Below are 20150 nucleotides of genomic sequence, written 5' to 3' on the forward strand. Positions count from 1 at the left end.
CCCGGGGTAGGGCCGGCGCCGGTCCTCGGGGCGCGGCCGGCGGGGGAGCGGCCGGCAGGGCGGTCAGGCCCGGGGGTGGGCCTGGCGGTAGGCGGCGCGGAGCCGTTCCACCGACACGTGGGTGTAGATCTGGGTGCTCGCCAGGGACGAGTGCCCCAGCAGCTCCTGCACCGCCCGCAGGTCGGCCCCGCCGTCCAACAGATGGGTGGCCGCCGAGTGCCGCAGCCCGTGCGGGCTGGTCGGCGGTAGCCCGGCGGCCCGCGCGTACCCGGCGACGATCCGTCGGGCCATGGTCGGGTGCAGCCGCCCACCCCGGGCGCCGAGAAACAGGGCCCGCCCGGAGTCCGGGCCGGCCAGTTCGGGTCGGCCGACCGTCAACCACCTGTCGACCGCCCGCTGCGCCGGCAGCCCGTACGGGACCGTCCGTTCCCGGTTGCCCTTGCCGAGGACCCGGACCACCCGACGTTCCCGGTCGATGTCCGTGGTGTCCAGGCCGCACACCTCGCTGATCCGTGCACCTGTCGCGTAGAGCAGTTCGAGCAGCGCCCGGTCACGTACCAGGACCGCCTCCTGCGCCGGGTCCGGCTCGGAAGGCCCGCCGGCACCGGAGTGACCCGGCACCCCGGAACCGTCGCCCGGGGACCTGACCGCCGGGGATCCGTCACCGGTCGGCGCGCCGGCCGTCCCGGTCCCGGTCCCGCCAGTTTCGAGGGCGGGGGACCGGTCGGTGGTCGGTGCGGGAGGTGCCCCGGTGGAAGGAGCGTCGCGTAGCCCGGCGGGAGACCTGTCGGGGCCCGGGGTGGTGGGCCGGTCCCGGCCCGGTGCCTCCACGAGGGTGGCGACCTGGTCGGCGCGGAGCACCACCGGCAGCTCCCGACGCGTCTTCGGGGTGGCCAGCGGGGCGGCCACGTCCGCCGCCATCAGGCCGGACCGGTGGGCCCAGCCGCTGAAGGTACGTGCCGCAGCGGCCCGTCGAGCCGACGAGCTGGATGCCGCGCCGGTGGTCCGCTGCCTCGCCAGCCAACTGCGCAACACGCCCAGATCCAGGTCGGCGGGGACCGTGCAGCCCATCCGGACCGCATGGTCGAGCAGCGAGACCAGGTCGGCGACGTACGCCCGGACGGTGTGCGCGGAGCGGTTGCGTACCTGCGCCAGGTGCACGGCGAATCCGTCGACCGCGTCCCGCATGACCGGTGGCAGTGCCTGATGGGTGGCCCGGGTCCCCGGGCCGCGACTACTCATCGTCCACCGCCGAGATCGCCCGGCGGCAACTGCCGGGGGTCGACAGTCGTCGACCTGCGATCGACCACTCGTCCGGGTTCACCGGCCCAGCTTACGGACGCCGACAAGCCGACACCGCCGACCGGATGACCCGTCGGGCCCGGCAAGCCATCCGGAGGGTGGACGGCCAGCCGGAGGAGGCGGTTGGACGGCCGCGGGTGGACGGACGTGGTGGTGCTCCGGCTCGGCGGCCGTTGGGCGCGGGGGTGCTCGGGCTGTGGCCAGCCGGCGGCGGGGGCGGGTCAGGCGAACGTGTCGGCCACGGCGACCCGGGCCGGGTCCGGGTCGGCCCAGCTCCAGTTCGGGTGGGCGCGGTTGGTCAGCAGCACCAGCACCCGGCGTCGGTCGGGCTGGACCAGGAACGAGGTGCCGGTGAACCCGGTGTGCCCGAAGGTGGCGGGCCGGGCGAGCCTGCCCATGAACCAGGGCTGGTTGAGCACCACGCCGAGGCCGTGGTCGGAGGTGCGTCCCGGCCGGTCCGGGTCAACGGCGGGCAACCCGGTGTTGGCGTTGCGCAGCATCCGGGCGACGGTGTTCCCGGCGAGGATGCGCTTTCCGCCGTAGCTGCCGCCGTCGAGCAGCAGTTGCCCGATGACCGCCACCTCCTCGGCGGGGGCGAAGATGCCGGCGTGACCGGCTACCCCGCCGAGGTGGTTGGCGACGTCGTCGTGCACCACACCGCGCAGCAGTCCCCGGGAGGAGCGGGCGTCGGTGGCGACCAGACGGTTGGCCCGGTCGGTCGTACCGAGCCAGGTGTTGGGGTTGAATCCGGTGTAGCGCAGCCCCAACGGGGTGGTCAGGTAGGTCTTCAGCGCCCGGTCGAGGGTGAGCCCGGTGACCTTCTCGACGATCTTCCCGGCCACCATCAGACCGACGCTGGAGTAGCGGAACACCGTGCCCGGGGTGGCACCGCTGACCAGCGGGGTGGCCAGCACCGCCTGCCACCGCTGCGCCATCGTCGAGTAGCCGGTCACCTTCGCCCCGACCGGCAGGCCGCTGGTGTGCGCCAGCAGCATCGCCACGGTGACGGTGGACTTGCCGACGCCGGTGAACCCGGGCAGGTACCGCACCACCGGCGCGTCCAGGTCGATCCGCCCGCTGTCGACCTGTTGCAGGGTGAGGATCGCGGTGTAGACCTTGGTGAGCGAGGCCAGATCGAAGATCGAGTCGGGGCGCATGGCGATCCGCTTCGCCGCCGGCAGCAGCACCGGCCCGGCGTCGTAGCGAAGTGCCTCACCGACCGCCAGGTGGTCGGTCGGCTCACCGTCGGTCGTCGCCAGCACCACCGCCCCGGCGTACGTCGGGTGCTTCGGGTTCTCGGTGGTCGGCTGGAGGTAGCGCTGGAGCGCCACGCTGAGCGTGCGCGGCTTGCTCGCTGCGGTCGGGGCGGCACCCCGGGCGGCGGCCCCGGGGCGGCCGGCCGCCGCCGCGCCCTGGCCGCCCTGCGGGCCGTCACCGGGGGCGGGGGTGGCCCAGGAGCCGGCCGGCCCGGCGGGCGGGTTCTGCGCGCAGCCGGTCAGCCCGAGGGCGGCGGCGAATCCGAGACCGAGGACGGAACGACGGGGAATCGACACGGCAGCGATCATCGCATCCGAACCCGTCCGCCGGGGTACGGCACGTCCGGGTGCCATCCGTCGCCTCCGCCTCAACGCGACGGGGGCCGGGTGAGGGCGTAGCCGTCGGCGCGGCGGGCCACCAGGCCCAACTCCTCCAGCAGGGCGAGTTTGCGTAACGCCGTCCGGACCGGAACGCCGGCCCGGGCGGCGAGCACGTCCGCGCCGACCGTGCCGCGTCGGGGCATCGACTCACGCAGCATGGTCGCCTCGTCGTCGAGGACGTCGGTCGGGCGGGCCGCACCCCGGGCGGGCGGCGCCAGGTCTACCCCGATCCGACCCACCTCCTCCAGCACGTGCGCGAGGCCGGTGACGAGCCGGGTGTCCCCGTACTCGCGGAGCAGCTCGTGTGCGCCGACGGACAGCGCCGAGGTGACCGGGCCGGGCACCACCATCGAGGGTCGTCGGAGGGCGATCGCCCGGTGCAGGGTCTGGGCCGCGCCGCTGCGTGCCGCCGCCTCGACCAGCACGCTGCCCCGGGTCCCGGCGGCGATCACCCGGTTGCGGATCAGGAAGCGGGGACGAAGCGGCTCCGCGCCCGGCAGCCACTCGCTGATCAGCAGGCCGGTCTCGGCGATCCGGTCGAAGAGCGCGGAGTTGCCCATCGGGTAGGGACGGTCCACCCCACAGGCCAGCACCGCCACCGTCACCCCACCGGCGTTCAACGCGCCCCGGTGGGCGGCGGCGTCGATGCCGAACGCGCCACCGGAGACCACCGTCCACTCCCGGTCGGCCAGGCCGTACCCGAGTTCGGTGGCGACGTGCACGCCGTACCCGGTGGCGGCCCGTGCGCCGACCACCGCGACCGAGCGGTCCAGCACCTCGGCCAGCGGCCACCCGCCGCGTACCCACAGGCACAGCGGTGGGGCGGTCTCCCGGTCGACCTTCCGGCTCGCCCCGGGCAGTTCGAGCCGTTCCAGGTCACCCAGCGGGGCGGGCCACTCGTCGTCGGCCGGACAGACGATCCGCGCGCCGAGCCGGTCGGTGAGCGCCACCGCCTCGGCCGCCACCGCGCGGGGGTCGCCGGCGTCCAGCCGGGCCGCCACCGTCGCCCGCAACGCGTCGCCGGGCGCACCACCGTCGAGCAGCAGCTTCAGGGCGGCCACCGCACCCAGCCGACCCACCAGCTGGTACACCGACCGGGTGCCCGGCTCGGCCAGCCAGGTGAGCGCCACCCGGGCGTGCAGATCCTCGATGCTGGTCACGCTTCCTCCCCCGTTCTGAGGCCGATGGCCTCCCGGACGTCGTCACGGTCAGGCCGGGTCCGGCCGTCGAGGTCGGCGATCGTCCAGGCGAGCCGGATGATCCGGTCGAAGCCCCGGGCCGAGAGCGAACCCCGGTCGAGTCGACCGCGTAACTCGGCGGTGGCCCCGGCGGCGAGCCGCCACGGTGGGCGGCGCAGCAGCGGACCGGGCACCTCCGCGTTGAGCCGGTGCCCGACGGCGGCCCACCGCTCGGCGGCAGCCCCGCGCGCCGCCACCACCCGGGCGGCGACCGCCGCCGACGGCTCACCGTCCGGGTCGGTGCCCATCAGTTCGGCCGCCCGCACCGGCAGCACCCTGACCTGTACGTCGATCCGGTCGAGCAGGGGACCGGAGAGCCGGCCGAGGTACCGCCGGCGGGCCAGCGGGCTGCACTCGCAGAGCGTGTCGCCCCCGGGCCGGGCGCAGGGGCAGGGATTGGCGGCGAGCACCAACTGGACCCGGGCCGGGTACCGGGTGCCGCCCCGCGCCCGGGTCAGGTGCACCTGCCCGCTCTCCAGCGGTTGCCGCAACGCCTCCAGGGCGGCCTTGCTGAACTCGGCGGCCTCGTCGAGGAAGAGCACGCCCCGGTGCGCCAGCGACACCGCTCCCGGCCGGGCCAGTCCCGAGCCGCCGCCGACGAGGGACGCCACGGTGGCCGAGTGGTGCGGTGCCTGGAACGGTGGACGGCGCAGCAGCCGGCCGTCCGGCGGCAGGATGCCGGCGATCGAGTGCAGCGCGGTCACCTCCAGCGCGGCGGCGTCGTCGAGTTCCGGCAGGATCGACGGCAACCGTTCGGCGAGCATCGTCTTGCCGGCACCGGGTGGCCCCAGCAGGGAGAGGTGGTGTCCGCCGGCCGCTGCCACCTCCACCGCGCGTCGGCCCAGGCCCTGCCCGGCGACGTCGGCGAGATCCGGCCCGGCCGCCGCCTCGACGGGGACGGGGAGCGGTGGTTCGAGCAGGGGCGTCCCGTCCCGGATGAACGCCACCAGCCGGTGCAGGGTGTCGACGGCGCGGACCCGCACCCCGGGGATCACCGCCGCCTCCGCCGCGTTCCCCACCGGTACGACCACCCGGTCCAGCCCGGCGCGTACGGCGGCGGTGACCATCGGCAGTACGCCACGGACCGGGCGGACCGTCCCGTCGAGCCCCAGCTCACCGAGCACCACCACCCCCTCCACCGGCAGCAGCGGCAGTTCACCGGCGGCACCGAGCAGGGCGACCGCGATGGCCAGGTCGAAGGCCGAGCCGTACTTGGGCAGCGTGGCGGGCAGCAGGTTGAGGGTGATCCGGCGGTTGGGCCAGCGCTGCCCCGAGTTGACCACGGCCGCGCGGACCCGGTCCCGCGCCTCGTGCAGGGCGGTGTCCGGCAGCCCGGAGATGACCACCGCCGGCAGGCCGGGGGAGAGGTCCGCCTCGACCTCGACCAGGTGGCCGGTGACGCCGACCAACCCCACCCCGAGCACCTTGGCGTAGCTCACCGCGCCACCCCTGCCCGGACCCGCCCGCCGGACCACCGGTTCTCGTGCCGGCACCCGCCGGCCATCAGAAGGCGCCCTTGAGATGCTCGACCCGGGCCGGCCCGGCCGGAGGCAGCCGGACCGACAGCACGTCGAAGCGGACCTCGTCGGCGGTGGTCCCGGTCTCGGCCAACCAGCGGACGGCGAGCCCGCGCAACCGTCGGGCCTTGGCCGGGACGACCGCCTCGGCGGGACTGCCGTAGGTGTCCCCCCGGCGGGTCTTCACCTCGCAGAAGGCGAGGACCGGGCCGTCCCAGGCGATGACGTCGATCTCGCCCTCGCGGCAGCGCCAGTTGCGGGCCACCGGGCGCAGCCCGGCCCCGATCAGATGGCGTACGGCGCACCGCTCGCCGTACGCGCCGATCGCCTGGTTCCGGTTGGTCATGCCCGTCAGGGTCCGGGTGGGGGCGGGCGGGACGCGACCCCCGTGGCCCCGGCTGTGGACAACCCGGGGGGCTGTGGACGAGCGGACGATCAGGGCCCCGACGTGCTATGGACACCCGGATACGCCCTGCTCCGGGCGGGGTCGACCACCGGGGATGATCCGCCCGATCGGTCCTGTCGAGCGGTCCGACCTGCGAATGGCGTCGGACGGGTCGGTCGCATACGGTGCCGGACGTGGACGCACGACGGAGCTACCCCGAAGATCAGGAGTCGCGCTGGTACCCGGCCGGCCGGGACCGCGCGTACGACGACCCGGACTGGCGGACGGCGAGCGGGGTGCGCCGGTACGACGAGTTGCGGACACCCGACCAGCGGGCTGCCGAGGAGGGCCGGTACGCGGACGCGAACCGTCTCGATCCGGGGCGCTTCGACGCGGCCGACCCGTTGGGTGACGGCGGGGGCGACTCCGCCGGATACCGGCCGACCCGGCTCCGTCGGGACGAACCGGAGGTCTCCGGCGAACTCCCCACCGACCGGGTGGGCCGACGGGCCGCCCGGGAGGCCGGCGCCGGCGATTCCGGTCCGCTCGGGGACACCGGCGCGGGGTCGCTCGGCGGGTCCGCCCGGGGCATCGGCGACACCGGCACCGGCCGGCTGGCCGACAGCGGGCTGGGGCGGAGTGTGGGTGACACCGGCACCGGCCGGCTGGGTGACACCGGGAGCGGCCCGCTCGGCGTGGCCCGTTCGAGCGGCGACACCGGCGCGGGCTCGCTCGGGGGCCTCCCGGTACGGGGTGCCGGTGACACCGGGGCCGGCCTGCTGAGCGACACCGGGGCGGGCCGGGGCGTCGGCGACCCGGGCACCGGCCGGTCGGGCGGCGCCGGTCGGCTCGGTGCGGTTGACGGCGGCACCGGTCGGTTCGCCGCCGACTCCGGCGTGCTGGGGGTCAGCGGGGTCGGTCCGCTGGCCGGCTCCGAGCCGGGGCGGCCGGCGGCACTGGGCAACTATCCGATCGTCGAACCCAACCGGCCGGCCGAACCCTCCCCGCTTGAGGTGCCGACCGGCCCGATGGCGCCGGTCGTGCCCCGTCCGGACGGCGTGGCCGGCCCCGACGGGGCGTACCGGACGGGTGGGCCGGCCTCCGACGGCGTCTACCGCACCCGGCGGCCGGCGCTGGCGGCGCTGCTGGGTCTGTCGGTGCTGGTCTTCGAGATTCCGGCGCTGCGGGTGCTGCTGCACGGCCTGACCGGCGATCCGGTCCCGGTGTCGCACGTCGTCGTGGGCATCTTCCTGGTGGTCGGGTTGCCGATCTTCGCCGGCGGCCTGTACGGGCTGCGTGCCGGCGGGCTGGCGATGGCCGACGGCGACCGGGGCTGGCTGCGCCCGCCGACCGCCTACCTCACCGTCGGGCTGGTCCTCTTCCTCGCCGCCGCCCTGGCCGCCCGCTGACCCACCCACCCACCAGCCGGCTGCGTCGAGGGTGACGCCTCCCGCATCCCGGGCCGCCCTTCCATCGGAGGGGAGCCCGGGGCCGGGTGGCGGGGTGGGGGCGTACACTGGCCTCTTGGCGACCGCCTTGCGCGGTCGACCTCGCGTGCCCTCCCCACGTCTCGTCGTGGGGCGACGGCCTCCCTGGTCCCGATTCCGTCGGGCCCACCATGGCCGGCGACCAGGCGCCAGGACGCCCGGCCACCGGTCGGGCGGAACAACCAGGGATCTTGAGGAGTACCCCACCATGGCCGTCGTGACCATGCGTCAGCTGCTGGAGAGCGGTGTCCACTTCGGGCACCAGACCCGGCGCTGGAACCCGAAGATGAAGCGCTTCATCATGACCGAGCGCAACGGCATCTACATCATCGACCTGCGCCAGACCCTCGACTACATCGAGAAGGCGTACGACTTCGTGCGCAACACGGTGGCCGAGGGCGGCAGCATCCTGTTCGTCGGCACCAAGAAGCAGGCTCAGGAGGCCATCTCCGAGCAGGCGACCCGGGTCGGTCAGCCGTACGTCAACCACCGCTGGCTCGGTGGCATGCTGACCAACTTCCAGACGGTGTACAAGCGGCTCCAGCGGATGAAGGAGCTGGAGGCGCTGGGTGACCTGACCGGCACCGCCGCCGGCTACACCAAGAAGGAGACCCTCCAGCTGTTCCGTGAGAAGACCAAGCTCACCAAGACCCTCGGTGGTCTGCGGGACATGCAGAAGCTCCCGGCCGCGGTCTGGATCGTCGACACCAAGAAGGAGCACATCGCCGTCGACGAGGCCCGCAAGCTGGGCATCCCGGTGATCGCGGTGCTGGACACCAACTGCGACCCGGACGAGGTCGACTTCCCGATCCCGGGCAACGACGACGCGATCCGCTCCGCCGAGCTGCTGACCAAGGTCGTGGCCGCCGCCGTCGCCGACGGTCTGATCGCCCGTTCCGGCCGGCGTCGCGGTGGCGACGAGAAGCCGGAGGCGGGTCAGGTCGGCAGCGACGAGCCGCTGGCCGAGTGGGAGCGCGAGCTGCTGGAGCCGAAGAAGGCCGACGAGCAGCCGGCGGCCGACGCGCAGCAGCCGGCCGAGCAGCCGGCCGCCGCCGCCGCCGAGTGACCGCACCGTCGCGTCCCGCCGCCCGGACGACCGGGCGGCGGGGTGCGACGGTCCCTGCCGGGCACGTCCGGCTCCGTTCCGGGTAACCGGCACCCCAGACCACCCACCGCAGTCTCAACACCGAAGAGAGAGTCATGTCCAACTTCACCGCCGCGGACGTCAAGAAGCTCCGCGACCTCACCGGCGCCGGCATGATGGACTGCAAGAAGGCGCTCACCGAGGCGGAGGGCGACTTCGACAAGGCCGTCGAGATCCTGCGCGTCAAGGGCGCGAAGGACGTCGGCAAGCGGGCCGGCCGGACCGCCGCCAACGGCCTCGTCGCGCACTCGGGCAAGGCGCTGCTGGAGCTCAACTGCGAGACCGACTTCGTGGCCAAGACCGACGCCTTCGTCGCCCTGGCGCAGCAGCTGGTCGAGCACGGTGAGCGCAGCGGCGTCGGCACCGCCGAGGAACTGCTCGCCACCGAGCTGGACGGCAAGACCGTCGCCGACCTGGTCCAGGAGCAGTCCGCCAAGATCGGCGAGAAGCTGGTGCTGAACCGCTTCGCCAAGCTCGACGGCACCGTCGCGGTCTACCTGCACCGCAAGAGCCAGGACCTGCCGCCGGCCGTCGGCGTGCTGGTGGAGTACACCGGCAAGACCGACGAGGCCGCCGACGCCGACGCCCGGGGCACCGCGATGCAGATCGCCGCGATGCGTCCGAAGTACGTCACCCGGGACGAGGTGCCGGCCGACGTCGTCGAGTCCGAGCGGCGCATCGCCGAGCAGACCGCCCGCGAGGAGAACAAGCCCGAGGCGGCCCTGCCGAAGATCGTCGAGGGTCGGGTGAACGCCTTCTTCAAGGACTACGTCCTGATCGAGCAGGCGTCGGTCGCCGACAACAAGAAGACCGTCAAGCAGGTGCTGGCCGAGGCCGGCATCGAGGTGACCCGCTTCGTACGGTTCGAGGTCGGCCAGGCCTGAGCCGCCCACGGACCGGGCGCGGACACCGCGCCCGGACGGGCACGCAACGTCGACGAGGAGGCCGCCGGTGTACGTGACAGGCACCGCGGCCTCCTCGTCACATAGGGTCGGCAACGGGCAGGTACGCGGTGACGCGGCGCGGTCGACGTGCGCGCGGGAAGGGCGGGGCGGATGACACAGGTTGTGAACGACCGGAGCCTGGAGGCGGACGACCCGACGGCGCCGCCGCCCGGCCGCGCCCGCCGAGTGGTGCTGAAGCTCTCCGGCGAGGTGTTCGGCGGTGGGGCGATCGGTGTCGACCCGGACGTCGTGCAGGCCATCGCCCGGCAGATCGCCACCGTCGTGCGGCGTGGTGTGCAGGTCTCCGTGGTGGTCGGCGGCGGCAACTTCTTCCGGGGCGCGGAGTTGCAGAAGCGCGGCATGGACCGGGCCCGCGCCGACTACATGGGCATGCTGGGCACCGTGATGAACTGCCTGGCGTTGCAGGACTTCCTGGAGAAGGAGGGCATCGAGACGCGCGTGCAGAGCGCGATCACGATGGCCCAGGTCGCCGAGCCGTACATTCCGCTGCGGGCGATCCGGCACCTGGAGAAGGGTCGGGTGGTGATCTTCGGGGCCGGTGCCGGGATGCCGTACTTCTCCACCGACACGGTGGCCGCCCAGCGGGCCCTGGAGATCCGCGCCGACGTGGTGCTGATGAGCAAGAACGGCGTGGACGGCGTCTACAGCGCCGACCCCCGGATCGACCCGGACGCCAGCAAGTTCGACTCGATCACCTTCTCCGAGGTGTTGCAACGCAACCTGCGGGTGGCCGACGCCGCGGCGTTCAGCCTCTGCATGGAGAACGGGCTGCCGATGCTGGTCTTCGGCGCCCAGGGCGAGGACACGATCATCCGGGCCGTCGGCGGCGACAAGATCGGTACGCTGATCACCGCCTGACCGATCCCGCCGGCCACCGACAGCGGTCCTCCGCACCAGAGCAGCAGATCAGCCCACGACGAGCAACAGAAGGAGGCGAGGAGACCGGTGATCGACGACACCCTCCTCGAGGCCGAGGAGAAGATGGAGCGTGCGGTCGAGCACGCCAAGGAGGAGTTCGGCGCCATCCGTACCGGTCGCGCCAACGCCGCCATGTTCTCCAAGGTCGTCATCGACTACTACGGCACGCCCACCCCGCTGCCCCAGATGGCGTCCATCGGGGTGCCCGAGCCGCGCATGGTCATCATCAAGCCGTACGACAACTCGCAGATCAACGCCATGGAGAAGGCGATCCGCGACTCGGACCTCGGGGTGAACCCGAACAACGAGGGCAACCAGCTGCGCATCCTGCTCCCGCAGATGACCGAGGAGCGCCGCCGCGAGATGATCAAGGTGGCCCGGCACAAGGGCGAGGAAGCCAAGGTGGCGGTCCGCAACGTCCGCCGCAAGGGCAAGGAAGAGCTGGACCGGCTGGTCAAGGACGGCGAGGTCGGCGAGGACGACGGCCGCCGCGCCGAGAAGGAACTCGACGACCTGACCCAGCGTTACGTCGCCACCGTCGACGAGCTGGTCAAGCACAAGGAGTCGGAGCTGCTCGAGGTCTGACCTCCCGGCTGCCACGGCACCGGCGCGGCACCGCCTGACGGCGGCGTCGCGCCGGTGCCGTCGTCGTGGAGGGCCCCGGCCGGCGGGGGCACCGCGAGGAACCCACCGCCTCCGTGCCGTGACGGACCGGCGGGACGGCGGGACCGACGGGGCGGGGCGGCACGACGCCACCGCTGGCCCGCCGGGCCCGGCGTCCACCGTGCCCGGCCGGCCCGTGCAGTAGGCTCGGCACGATTCCCGGCCACCGGGCGGTGAACGGCGGGGATCGATCGGCCGTCGGGCCGGTCAACCGACGTTGTCACGCGGGTAGGGGATGGTTGTGGTCTTGCGTCATGTGGTGGCACTCGTACCGTCGTCCGGTACGTGATGTCCCCCCTCGACCCCTACAGCGGCACCGGGCCCCGTGGCTGGGAGCGGTCCGACCGTCCTCCGGCGCTGCCCTGGCCGGACCGGGAGGTCGAACCGTGGTCCCCCCGGCAGTCGGGCACCGAACTGTCAGCGGTGCCGCAGGCCCCGCCCCGGCCGCCCGTGCGCCGGCACGACGAGTCGCCTGACGGTCCGTACGACCCGCCGGTGGCCGGCCGGCCGTTCGCCGACGACGACGCCCCGACCTCGCAGCTGCCCCCGGTCCGCGATGACGACGCCCCGACCGCCCAGCTGACGCCGGTCCGCGACGACGACGCGCCGACCTCGTCGTTCGCCCCGGTCCGCGACGACGTCGCCGCCCGGCCGCAGGTCGACACCGACCCGCCGGAGCCACCGCCCGGCCGGCGGTCCCCGGGGCGGCGGCGGGCCAGCGCCGACCGGCCGGCCACCCCGCAGCCGTCGACCGGCCGGGCCGGACGCAACCTGCCGGCCGCGATCGGGGTCGGTCTCGGGCTCGGCGCGCTGGTCCTGGTTCCGCTCTTCTTCTTCCTCCCCGGTTTCCTGGCCGTGCTGGCCGGCGCGATCGGGGTCGGCATCTGGGAGATGGCCCGCGCGGTCCGGCGCAGCGGCGCCCATCCGCCGCTGGTGCCGCTGCTCGCCGGTGGCGTGCTCACCATCGGGCTGGCCTGGTTCGCCGGCCCGGACGCGCTCAGCCTGGGCCTGCTGGTCACCGTGCTGGGCACGATGATCTGGCGGTTGGGTGACGGCCCGGCCGGTTTCCAACGGGACATCACCGCGGCCACCCTGATCGCGGTCTACGTGCCGTTCCTGGGCGGCTTCGCGGCGATGCTCGCGGCGGCCCCCGGCGACGGCCACCTGCGGGTGCTGGTCACCGTGGTCGGTGTGGTGCTCTCCGACACCGGCGGGTACGCCGCCGGGGCGAACTTCGGCAAGCACCCGATGGCGCCCCGGATCAGCCCGAAGAAGTCCTGGGAGGGGTTCGCCGGTTCGGTGGTCGCCGCGGCCGCCGGCAGTGCCCTGCTGATCTGGCTGCTCTTCGACGTGGCCCCCTGGTGGGGCGCGCTGTTCGGGGTGGCGGTCTCGGTGGCGGCGGTGCTGGGCGACCTCGCCGAGTCGATGATCAAGCGGGATCTGGGCGTGAAGGACATGAGCAGCCTGTTGCCGGGGCACGGGGGGCTGATGGACCGGCTGGACTCGATCCTGTTCGCCGTACCCACCGCCTATCTGCTGCTGGCGGTCCTCGTGCCGGTGGTGGGCTGAGGGATGAATCACGCCGTGCCACCCGGGCGGTCCCGGCGGTGGGGGCCGATTCGGCACCTCCGGACGGGCGGCTGCGGCACACGGCGTGACAGACTGGACCAGCCATGACGAGCCTGCCTGTGATCCCCGTTGACCCCGACGCCCCCGGCCGCCGCCCGGCGATGCCTCCCCGGCACCTCGCCGATCTCGATCTGCCGGGCCGCAGGGCGCTCGTCACCGAGCTGGGCGAGCCGGCCTTCCGGGCCCGGCAGATATCCCACCACTACTTCGGTCGGCTGGTCCGCGATCCGGCCGGGATGACCGACCTGCCGGCGGCCAGCCGGGACCGGCTGGCCGGGGCGCTGCTGCCCCGGCTGCTCACCCCGGTCGGTGAGCTGGCCTGCGACGACGGCGCCACCCGCAAGGCGCTGTGGCGGCTGCACGACGGTTCGCTGGTGGAGAGCGTGCTGATGGGCTACCCGGACCGGGTCACCGTCTGCATCTCCAGCCAGGCGGGGTGCGGCATGGCCTGCCCGTTCTGCGCCACCGGCCAGGCCGGGCTGACCCGGAACCTCTCCGCCGCCGAGATCGTCGACCAGGCGGTCTACCTGGCCGGGGTCGCCGCCTCGGGCGCGGTGGCCGGGTCGCCGCCCCGGCTGTCCCACGTCGTGTTCATGGGCATGGGTGAGCCGTTGGCCAACTACTCCCGGGTCGTCACGGCGATCCGACGGCTGGTCGCGCCGGCCCCGGAGGGGCTGGGTCTGTCGCAGCGTCACATCACCGTCTCCACGGTCGGCCTGGTGCCGGCCATCCGCCGACTGGCCAGCGAAGACCTCTCGGTGACCCTTGCGTTGTCGCTGCACGCGCCCGATGATGAGCTGCGCGACGAACTCGTGCCGGTCAACCAGCGCTGGAAGGTAGCCGAGGTGCTGGACGCAGCGTGGGACTACGCGGCGACGACGGGGCGCCGGGTGTCGATCGAGTACGCGATGATCAAGGACGTGAACGATCAACCGTGGCGGGCCGACCTGCTCGGACGCCTGTTGGCCGGACGGTCGGCGCACGTCAACCTCATCCCGCTCAATCCGACTCCGGGCAGCCGGTGGGACGCCAGCGCCAAGCCGGTGGAGCGGGAGTTCGTCCGGCGGTTGCGCGAGTCCGGCGTCTCCACCACGGTGCGTGACACCCGGGGGCGCGAGATCGACGGTGCGTGCGGGCAGTTGGCTGCCGCGGGCGACAGTGACAGCGAGGCGCCGCGTGGGGCGCGACCGGGCGTAGCGGTACGAGACCAGGAGACATAGTGGCGAGTCAGGGTCAGCGTTTCCGGCGTAAGGCGCTCCGCCGGGGCTACAAGGTCGACGAGGTCGACGCCTTCCTGGATCGGGTGGAGGCGACCCTCGCCGGTCAGCCGGTCGGTGCTCCGGTGGCGTCCCAGGAGGTCCACGACGTCGTCTTCCGGGTCCGCTTCAACGGTTACGACGAGTGGCAGGTCGACCTGCACCTGGACCGGGTGGAGCGGCAGCTGGCCGAGCTGGAGGAACGGTCCGCCCCGAGCGGTCGCGGTGCCGACCCGCGTGGCGGCGACCGGCTCGCCCCGCCGATGCGTGACGACCACCGGGGCCTCCCCCAGGCCCCGCCGCCGATGTCGCCGCGCGCCATGCCGGCGCAGCCCGGCCCGCCCGACCGGTACGGCAGCCGTTACGACGAGCCGACCGGTGCCTTCGCCGGTGGCTACGACGCGCCGCGTGGCGGGTACGACGCCCCGCGCGGCCAGCTGGGGCCGGGCCCCGGCGGGCCGATGGGCCCCGGTCCGGGTGCTCCGATGGGGCACGGTGGCCCGCCGCCGCGTGGCCTGCCGGCCGGTCCGGGCAGTGGCTACGGCCCCCCCGACGAGCAGCGTTTCGACGGGTTCGAGGCCGGTCGGCACGGCCGTGCCGACATGACCGCCGAGATCCGGATGCCGGAGCGGGACCGGATGTCGGACCGCGACCGGATGCCCGAGCGGGACCGCATGCTGGACCGGATGCCGGAGCGGGACCGCATGTTGGACCGGGACCGGATGCCCGAGCACGACCGGATGCTGGACCGGGACCGGATGCCGGAGCGGGACCGCATGCTGGAGCGCGACCGGATGCCCGAGCGCGACCCCCGGGACATGCGTGGCCGGGGCCCGGCCGGCCCACCGTCGATGCCGCCGCAGCCGCTGGGTGGTCCGCCGATGGGTGGCCCGCCCGCGCCGATGGGTCCGCCGGTGGGTGGTCCGCCGATGGTGGGCCCGCCGATGGTGGGCCCGCCGGGCAGCGAGCTGTACCGGGTCGACCAGATCCGGCGCAGCTTCCAGGTGCGCCGGTTCGGCAGCGGGTACGACCCGGACCAGGTGGACCGGTTCTTCGAGAGCCTGCTCGGTGGGATGCAGGGCCGCAACCAGATGCCGGTGAACCCGAAGGACCTGGACACGTTGCGCTTCGGGCTGGTGCCGGGCGGCTACTTCGAGGCCGAGGTCGACGCCGCGCTCAAGGACGTGCAGGACATCCTCTTCGGCCGGTGATCCACCACGCGTGACGAGGGCCCGCCCCCGGTCGGGGGCGGGCCCTCGTGACATCCCGGGGGCGGTGCGTCAGGAGCGCAGCCCGCTGCGCCGCAGCACGGCGTCACCGACGACGATCGCCAGCAACAGCACGGCCAGGCCGACCAGCCAGATGTCCTCGACCTTGCCCTCGTGGTTGCCGCACAGCATCGCCAGCAGCGCCAACGCGGAGAGCACCGCGCCGATCCGCCCGGCCTTGCGGTGCCCGGGCCTGTGCTGATCTGGCGCGGTTACCGGCTCGCTTCCTGCCACTGTCGGTCCTTCCCTCGCGATCGGATCTCCGGTTAGTCTGGCACGCCCCGCCCCGGGCCCGGTGCGGGGTCCGCCCTGCTGGGAGCGCGGTGCGGCGCGGGCCCACACCGCCGGGTGGGGTCGGCCACCCGGGCCGAAGGTCCCCTTCCCGGCGGGGCGGGTCGGCTCTACCGGCGTCGCGGGCCGTCGACCACACTGCCTCCGGTAGCGTTCTGACGTACACCTTGATTGTCTGTTTGAGGGGGACTGCGGTGCGAGTGACCGGTACGGGACACGCCAGCATGCGGATCGACACGGCTGCGGGCAGCATCCTGTGCGACCCGTGGGTCAATCCGGCCTACTTCGCCTCGTGGTTCCCGTTTCCCGACAACTCCCTGCTCGACTGGGAGACCCTGGGCCGGGTCGACTACCTGTACGTGTCGCACCTGCACCGGGACCACTTCGACGCCAAGCACCTACGCGAGTTCGTGAGCAAGGACGCCACCGTCCTGCTGCCCGAGTTCCCCACCTCGGAGATGGAGGACGAGCTGCGGGCGCTGGGCTTCACGAAGTTCCTGCGGGCGCCCAACGAGCAGGTGGTGGAGCTGGACGGCGGCCTGAAGATCATGATCCAGGCGTTGACCAGCCCGACCGACGGCCCGATCGGCGACTCGTCGCTTTGGGTGGAGTACGACGGGGTCCGGTTGCTCAACCAGAACGACGCCCGGCCCACCGACCTGACCGTCTTCGCCGAACTGGGCCACGTGCACGCGCACCTGCTCCAGTTCTCCGGCGCGATCTGGTACCCGATGGTCTACGAGCTGCCGCAGGCGGCGAAGACCGCGTTCGGCAAGCAGAAGCGGGAGCGGCAGTTCGACCGGACCTGGCGCTACATCGACGACCTGAAGGCCGACCACGTCTTCCCGATCGCCGGCCCGCCGTGCTTCCTCGACGACGCGTTGTGGCAGTTCAACGACATCCACGGCGACGAGGGCAACATCTTCCCGGACCAGTCGGTGTTCCTGTCGGAGTACGCGAAGGTCGGCGGCACCAACGGCATCGTGCTGCTGCCGGGCAGCGTCGCCGAGGTGACCACCTCCGGCGCGACCACCACCCACCCGCAGCCGGTCGAGGAGTTCTTCGCGAACAAGAAGGCCCACCTGGAGGAGATGCGGGAGCGTAAACGCCCGGTCATCGAGGCCGAGAAGGCGTCCTGGCGGCACCCCGAGATCGACGTCCTGGCCGGGATGAAGCGCCGGATCGAGCCGCTGCTCGACGAGTCGATCTACCTGGCCAAGGGGGTCGGCGGCCCGGTCCGTTTCGACCTGGTCGGCTACGACGGTTCCGAGGTCGAGTCGATCGTGGTGGACTTCCCCGGCAAGCAGGTCCGGCCGTACGCCGACGAGAAGGTCCGGTACCGGTTCCGTACCGAGCGGGCGCTGATCGAGCACCTGCTGCACATCGACGAGGTCGACTGGGTCAACTCGCTCTTCCTGTCCTGCCGCTTCTCGGCGGCCCGGATCGGGCAGTACAACGAGTTCGTGTACGCCTTCTTCAAGTGCCTGTCCACCGAGCGCCTCCAGTACGCCGAGGGCTGGTACGACGAGCACGAGCGGGCCGTCGACGCCGAGGACGTCACCCTGGGTGATTGGGTGGTGCAGCGCCGCTGCCCGCACCTCAAGGCGGACCTGACCCGGTTCGGCATCGTCGACGGTGACCAGCTCACCTGCCAGCTGCACGGCTGGAAGTTCGACCTGCCGTCCGGCCGCTGCCTGACCAGCGTCGGCCACAAGATCCGCGCCGCCCGGGTGGACGCGGAGACCCCGGCCCCGGCCGGCGAGCCGGTCAACTGACCCAGTTCCCGCCCCACCACCCCCCTTTTGCGGCGACCATGACAGGGTGCCGGGCCGCACCGGCCGGCACCGTCATGACCGACAGGGCGGGTGGGGCGGGGTGGGGGACGAGGAGGAGGAGTACGAGTTCGGGCACCGGCGGGAGAAGGAGCGGGACGCCTCGCGGGTGGAGGCGTTCAGCGACGCGGTGATCGCGATCGTGCTCACCCTGATGGCGGTGGAACTGCTCCAACTCAGCCCGCAGCGGCCCGAGGGTCAGGAGCTGCCGGACGCGCTGTTCCACGAGTGGCCCGCCTACCTGGCGTACGTGATCACGTTCGTGATCGTCGGGCAGGTCTGGTTGACCCACCACAACATGTGGCGGTACGTCGTCCGGGTCGACCAACTGCTGCTCGTCCTCAATCTGCTGTTGCTGCTGTTCGTGGCGGCCATTCCGTTCGCGGCCAGCCTGCTCGCCGACAACCTGCGGGGCACCGTCGCCGACCAGCGGCTGACCGCCGCGCTCTACGTGGGCACGGTGCTCGGTGAGGCGCTGTTCTTCAACCTGAGCTGGTGGTGGGCCCGCCGCCGTCGGCTGCTCGATCCGGGGCTGGACCCCCGGCTGGCCCGCGCCGTGGCCCGCCGCTTCCTGCTCGGCCCGGTGCTGTACGTGGTCGCGTTCGGCATCTCCTTCGTCGACCCGGTGCTCAGCCTCGCGGCGTACTTCCTGCTCACCGGGCTCTACCTGATCCGGGGTCCGGGCGACCTGCCGTCCTCCCGCCCGGCCCCCGCCTGAGCGGGGGCGCGGGCCGGTCGGGTGTCAGCGGCCGAGGTCGGCGAGGATGCGCCGGGCGGCGTTGTGGCCGGCCGCGCCGATCACGCTGCCGGCCGGGTGGCAGCCGGCGCTGCCCGCGTACACGCCGTCGACGCCGGTGGCGTACGGCATCCGGTCGGTGAACGAGACGGTGTTGTCGACGTGGTGGATGTGCCCGCCGGTGATGCCGAAGTGCGCCTCGATGCCGGGCGGCGGCAGCGGCACCGCGTCGGCGATCAGGTCACCGGTGCCGGGGGCGTACCGTTCGCAGATCTCCACCAGCCGGGTGACGTAGCCGGGCAGCGCGGTGTCCCAGTCGGTGCCGGCCAGCGTGTAGGGCACCGACTGGACGAACAGCGCCGACGAGTGGTGCCCGGCCGGGTCGGACAGCGACGGGTCGACGGTGGTGTGCAGGTACCACTCGATGGTCGGCTCGTCGGGCAGCCGTCCGGCCCGCACGTCGGCCCACATCGCCCGCAGCGCCGCCATCGGCGACTCGCCGCCCGCCCCGACCAGCGACGCCGACCCGGGCAGCAGGTGGATGGTGGAGCCGAACGGGCTGGGCGCGTCCGCCGGCAGGCAGGAGAACCGGGGCAGCCCGGTCAGCGCCAGGTTGAGCTTGAGGGTGGTGCCGGGCCGGCGGACCGCCGCCATCCGCGCGCCCAGCTCCGCCGGCAGCGCGCCGTCGGGCACCAGCTCCATCAGCCGGTACGGGTCGCACGCGCCGAGCACCACCTCGGCGGCGACCTCCCGCCCGTCGGCGAGCCGGACGCCGGAGGCCGCGCCCCCGGACAGGGTGACGGCCTCGACCGGGGTGCCGGTCAGGATGGTCGCCCCGGCGGCGCGGGCGGCCTCGGCGAAGGTGCGGGAGACGGTGCCCATGCCCCCCTCGGCGATCATCCAGGTGCCGTCCGAGCCGGGCAGCCGGCACATGTTGTGCACGAGGAAGTTGTGGCCGGTGCCGGGGTCGTCCGGGCCGGCGTTCAGGCCGGACAGCCCGTCGGTGACCGCGTACATGCTGACCAGCAGCTCGGAGCGGAAGTCGAAGCGGGCCAGGTAGTCGGCGACGGAACCACGGACCAGGTCGACGAAGACCTCCCGCAGCTCGGGGCGGACGTAGCGGTCGGCGGTCTGCTCCACCGGCAGCGGCTCGGCCAGCCAGGCCGGGGCCAGGTCGGTGCGGAGCTGCGCCAGCTCGGCCTGGAGCGCGTCGTCGGCGGCCACGTCGGCGGGGGAGAAGAACTCGGTGAGCTGCCGCCGGGTCGCGGCGGTGTCACTGCCGAACAGCAGGTACGGCGCACCGGGCCCGCCCGGGGTGGGCAGGAAGTAGTGCGGGTCGCGGCGCAGCACGGGGATGCGGACGTCGAGGGTGGCGAGCAGTTCCGGCGGCATCAGCCCCAGCAGGTACGACCCGGTGGAGTGGCGCAGCGCGGGCACCTTCGGGAACGGGTTCTCGGTACGGGTGGCCCCGCCGATCACCTCCGCCGCCTCCAGCACCAGCACGTCCAGCCCGGCACGGGCCAGCAGGACGGCGGAGACCAGCCCGTTGTGCCCCGATCCGACGATCACGACGTCGGCGCGGGACGGCAGCTCACTCGCATCGCTCATGCCTGCGCAGCCTAGTGCGGTGCGCGGCGTGACGTCTGCCGGCTTGACCGGCGGGACCGGTCGGCAGGGTCGGCCGGCTGGCCCGGGTCGGCCGGGTGTCGGCACCATCAGGCGCGGAACGCGGTATGCCTGTGCGGCATGAGTATGCCGCACAGGCATACCGGTCACCACGGGAAGCGGTGCCCCTCCCGATCCGGCAACCGGGGAGAGGCCGGGCCGGCCCGTCGAACGTGAACGGTTGTTGCGATAGTGGACGTCGATCGCTGAGGGGCGG

Annotated in this window: 17 protein-coding genes; 10 read left to right on the plus strand and 7 right to left on the minus strand. The window is 73.5% G+C overall.

The window, feature by feature from the left end:
• Positions 1 to 63: 63 nt before the first annotated feature.
• From FJK98_RS07460 to FJK98_RS07480, 5 genes are all read right to left on the minus strand, one after another.
• A complete protein-coding gene (locus FJK98_RS07460; protein WP_145918370.1) occupies positions 64 to 1242 on the minus strand; it encodes a tyrosine recombinase XerC in 1179 nt (392 codons plus the stop codon).
• A gap of 281 nt (positions 1243 to 1523) precedes the next feature.
• On the minus strand, positions 1524 to 2855 hold the full coding sequence (locus FJK98_RS07465; protein WP_240762665.1) for a beta-lactamase family protein: 1332 nt from the start codon (positions 2853 to 2855) through the stop codon (positions 1524 to 1526).
• A gap of 71 nt (positions 2856 to 2926) precedes the next feature.
• Entirely contained in the window at positions 2927 to 4099 is a 1173-nt protein-coding gene (locus FJK98_RS07470; RefSeq protein WP_145918372.1) for a DNA-processing protein DprA, read from the minus strand.
• The gene (locus FJK98_RS07475; RefSeq protein WP_145918373.1) at positions 4096 to 5616 is read right to left on the minus strand and encodes a YifB family Mg chelatase-like AAA ATPase; all 1521 of its coding nucleotides are present in this window, start codon (positions 5614 to 5616) and stop codon (positions 4096 to 4098) included. The genes FJK98_RS07470 and FJK98_RS07475 overlap by 4 nt, the downstream gene beginning before the upstream one ends.
• Before the next feature lie 64 nt (positions 5617 to 5680).
• Positions 5681 to 6040: a YraN family protein gene (locus FJK98_RS07480; protein ID WP_145918374.1), complete on the minus strand. Its 360-nt coding sequence runs from the start codon at positions 6038 to 6040 to the stop codon at positions 5681 to 5683.
• Between the two features lie 233 nt (positions 6041 to 6273).
• On the opposite strand from FJK98_RS07480, the gene FJK98_RS07485 reads away from it, so the two are divergent.
• From FJK98_RS07485 to FJK98_RS07520, 8 genes are all read left to right on the plus strand, one after another.
• A complete protein-coding gene (locus FJK98_RS07485) occupies positions 6274 to 7488 on the plus strand; it encodes a hypothetical protein (protein ID WP_240762667.1) in 1215 nt (404 codons plus the stop codon).
• Between the two features lie 286 nt (positions 7489 to 7774).
• Positions 7775 to 8632 (plus strand): 30S ribosomal protein S2, encoded by an 858-nt coding sequence (gene rpsB / locus FJK98_RS07490; protein ID WP_145918376.1) that lies wholly within the window; start codon positions 7775 to 7777, stop codon positions 8630 to 8632.
• 134 nt (positions 8633 to 8766) lie between these two features.
• On the plus strand, positions 8767 to 9594 hold the full coding sequence (gene tsf / locus FJK98_RS07495) for a translation elongation factor Ts (RefSeq protein WP_088645507.1): 828 nt from the start codon (positions 8767 to 8769) through the stop codon (positions 9592 to 9594).
• 171 nt (positions 9595 to 9765) lie between these two features.
• A complete protein-coding gene (gene pyrH, locus FJK98_RS07500) occupies positions 9766 to 10533 on the plus strand; it encodes a UMP kinase (RefSeq protein ID WP_091245924.1) in 768 nt (255 codons plus the stop codon).
• Between the two features lie 87 nt (positions 10534 to 10620).
• Entirely contained in the window at positions 10621 to 11178 is a 558-nt protein-coding gene (frr, locus tag FJK98_RS07505) for a ribosome recycling factor (RefSeq protein WP_145918377.1), read from the plus strand.
• A 366-nt stretch (positions 11179 to 11544) separates the two neighbouring features.
• Positions 11545 to 12825 carry a phosphatidate cytidylyltransferase gene (locus tag FJK98_RS07510; protein ID WP_145922623.1) on the plus strand — a complete coding sequence of 427 codons (1281 nt, stop codon included), beginning with the start codon at positions 11545 to 11547 and terminating at the stop codon, positions 12823 to 12825.
• A 104-nt stretch (positions 12826 to 12929) separates the two neighbouring features.
• The gene (gene rlmN, locus FJK98_RS07515) at positions 12930 to 14105 is read left to right on the plus strand and encodes a 23S rRNA (adenine(2503)-C(2))-methyltransferase RlmN (RefSeq protein ID WP_145918378.1); all 1176 of its coding nucleotides are present in this window, start codon (positions 12930 to 12932) and stop codon (positions 14103 to 14105) included.
• On the plus strand, positions 14105 to 15352 hold the full coding sequence (locus FJK98_RS07520) for a DivIVA domain-containing protein (RefSeq protein ID WP_145918379.1): 1248 nt from the start codon (positions 14105 to 14107) through the stop codon (positions 15350 to 15352). Before rlmN ends, FJK98_RS07520 begins: the two co-directional genes overlap by 1 nt.
• 69 nt (positions 15353 to 15421) lie before the next feature.
• On the opposite strand, the gene FJK98_RS07525 is transcribed toward FJK98_RS07520, so the two are convergent.
• The gene (locus FJK98_RS07525) at positions 15422 to 15643 is read right to left on the minus strand and encodes a DUF2631 domain-containing protein (RefSeq protein WP_088645513.1); all 222 of its coding nucleotides are present in this window, start codon (positions 15641 to 15643) and stop codon (positions 15422 to 15424) included.
• A gap of 251 nt (positions 15644 to 15894) precedes the next feature.
• Here FJK98_RS07525 and FJK98_RS07530 point away from each other — a divergent pair, with 251 nt between their 5' ends.
• Positions 15895 to 17475, plus strand: a complete 1581-nt coding sequence (locus FJK98_RS07530; RefSeq protein WP_145918380.1) for a Rieske 2Fe-2S domain-containing protein — start codon at positions 15895 to 15897, stop codon at positions 17473 to 17475.
• A 100-nt stretch (positions 17476 to 17575) separates the two neighbouring features.
• On the plus strand, positions 17576 to 18250 hold the full coding sequence (locus FJK98_RS07535) for a TMEM175 family protein (RefSeq protein WP_145918381.1): 675 nt from the start codon (positions 17576 to 17578) through the stop codon (positions 18248 to 18250).
• A gap of 24 nt (positions 18251 to 18274) precedes the next feature.
• Here the strand turns inward: FJK98_RS07535 and FJK98_RS07540 are convergent, their stop codons facing one another.
• Positions 18275 to 19876, minus strand: a complete 1602-nt coding sequence (locus tag FJK98_RS07540) for an NAD(P)/FAD-dependent oxidoreductase (RefSeq protein WP_145918382.1) — start codon at positions 19874 to 19876, stop codon at positions 18275 to 18277.
• Between the last annotated feature and the right edge of the window lie 274 nt (positions 19877 to 20150).

It is taken from the genome of Micromonospora sp. HM134, assembly GCF_007833915.1.
GTDB lineage: Bacteria > Actinomycetota > Actinomycetes > Mycobacteriales > Micromonosporaceae > Micromonospora > Micromonospora wenchangensis.

Excerpts from the sequence above, each read along its gene's own strand:
- FJK98_RS07460 (WP_145918370.1), bottom strand. The coding sequence starts at position 1,242 with ATGAGTAGTCGCGGCCCGGGGACCCGGGCCACCCATCAGGCACTGCCA.
- FJK98_RS07480 (WP_145918374.1), bottom strand. The coding sequence starts at position 6,040 with ATGACCAACCGGAACCAGGCGATCGGCGCGTACGGCGAGCGGTGCGCC.
- rpsB (WP_145918376.1), top strand. The coding sequence starts at position 7,775 with ATGGCCGTCGTGACCATGCGTCAGCTGCTGGAGAGCGGTGTCCACTTC.
- tsf (WP_088645507.1), top strand. The coding sequence starts at position 8,767 with ATGTCCAACTTCACCGCCGCGGACGTCAAGAAGCTCCGCGACCTCACC.
- pyrH (WP_091245924.1), top strand. The coding sequence starts at position 9,766 with ATGACACAGGTTGTGAACGACCGGAGCCTGGAGGCGGACGACCCGACG.
- FJK98_RS07510 (WP_145922623.1), top strand. The coding sequence starts at position 11,545 with ATGTCCCCCCTCGACCCCTACAGCGGCACCGGGCCCCGTGGCTGGGAG.
- rlmN (WP_145918378.1), top strand. The coding sequence starts at position 12,930 with ATGACGAGCCTGCCTGTGATCCCCGTTGACCCCGACGCCCCCGGCCGC.
- FJK98_RS07540 (WP_145918382.1), bottom strand. The coding sequence starts at position 19,876 with ATGAGCGATGCGAGTGAGCTGCCGTCCCGCGCCGACGTCGTGATCGTC.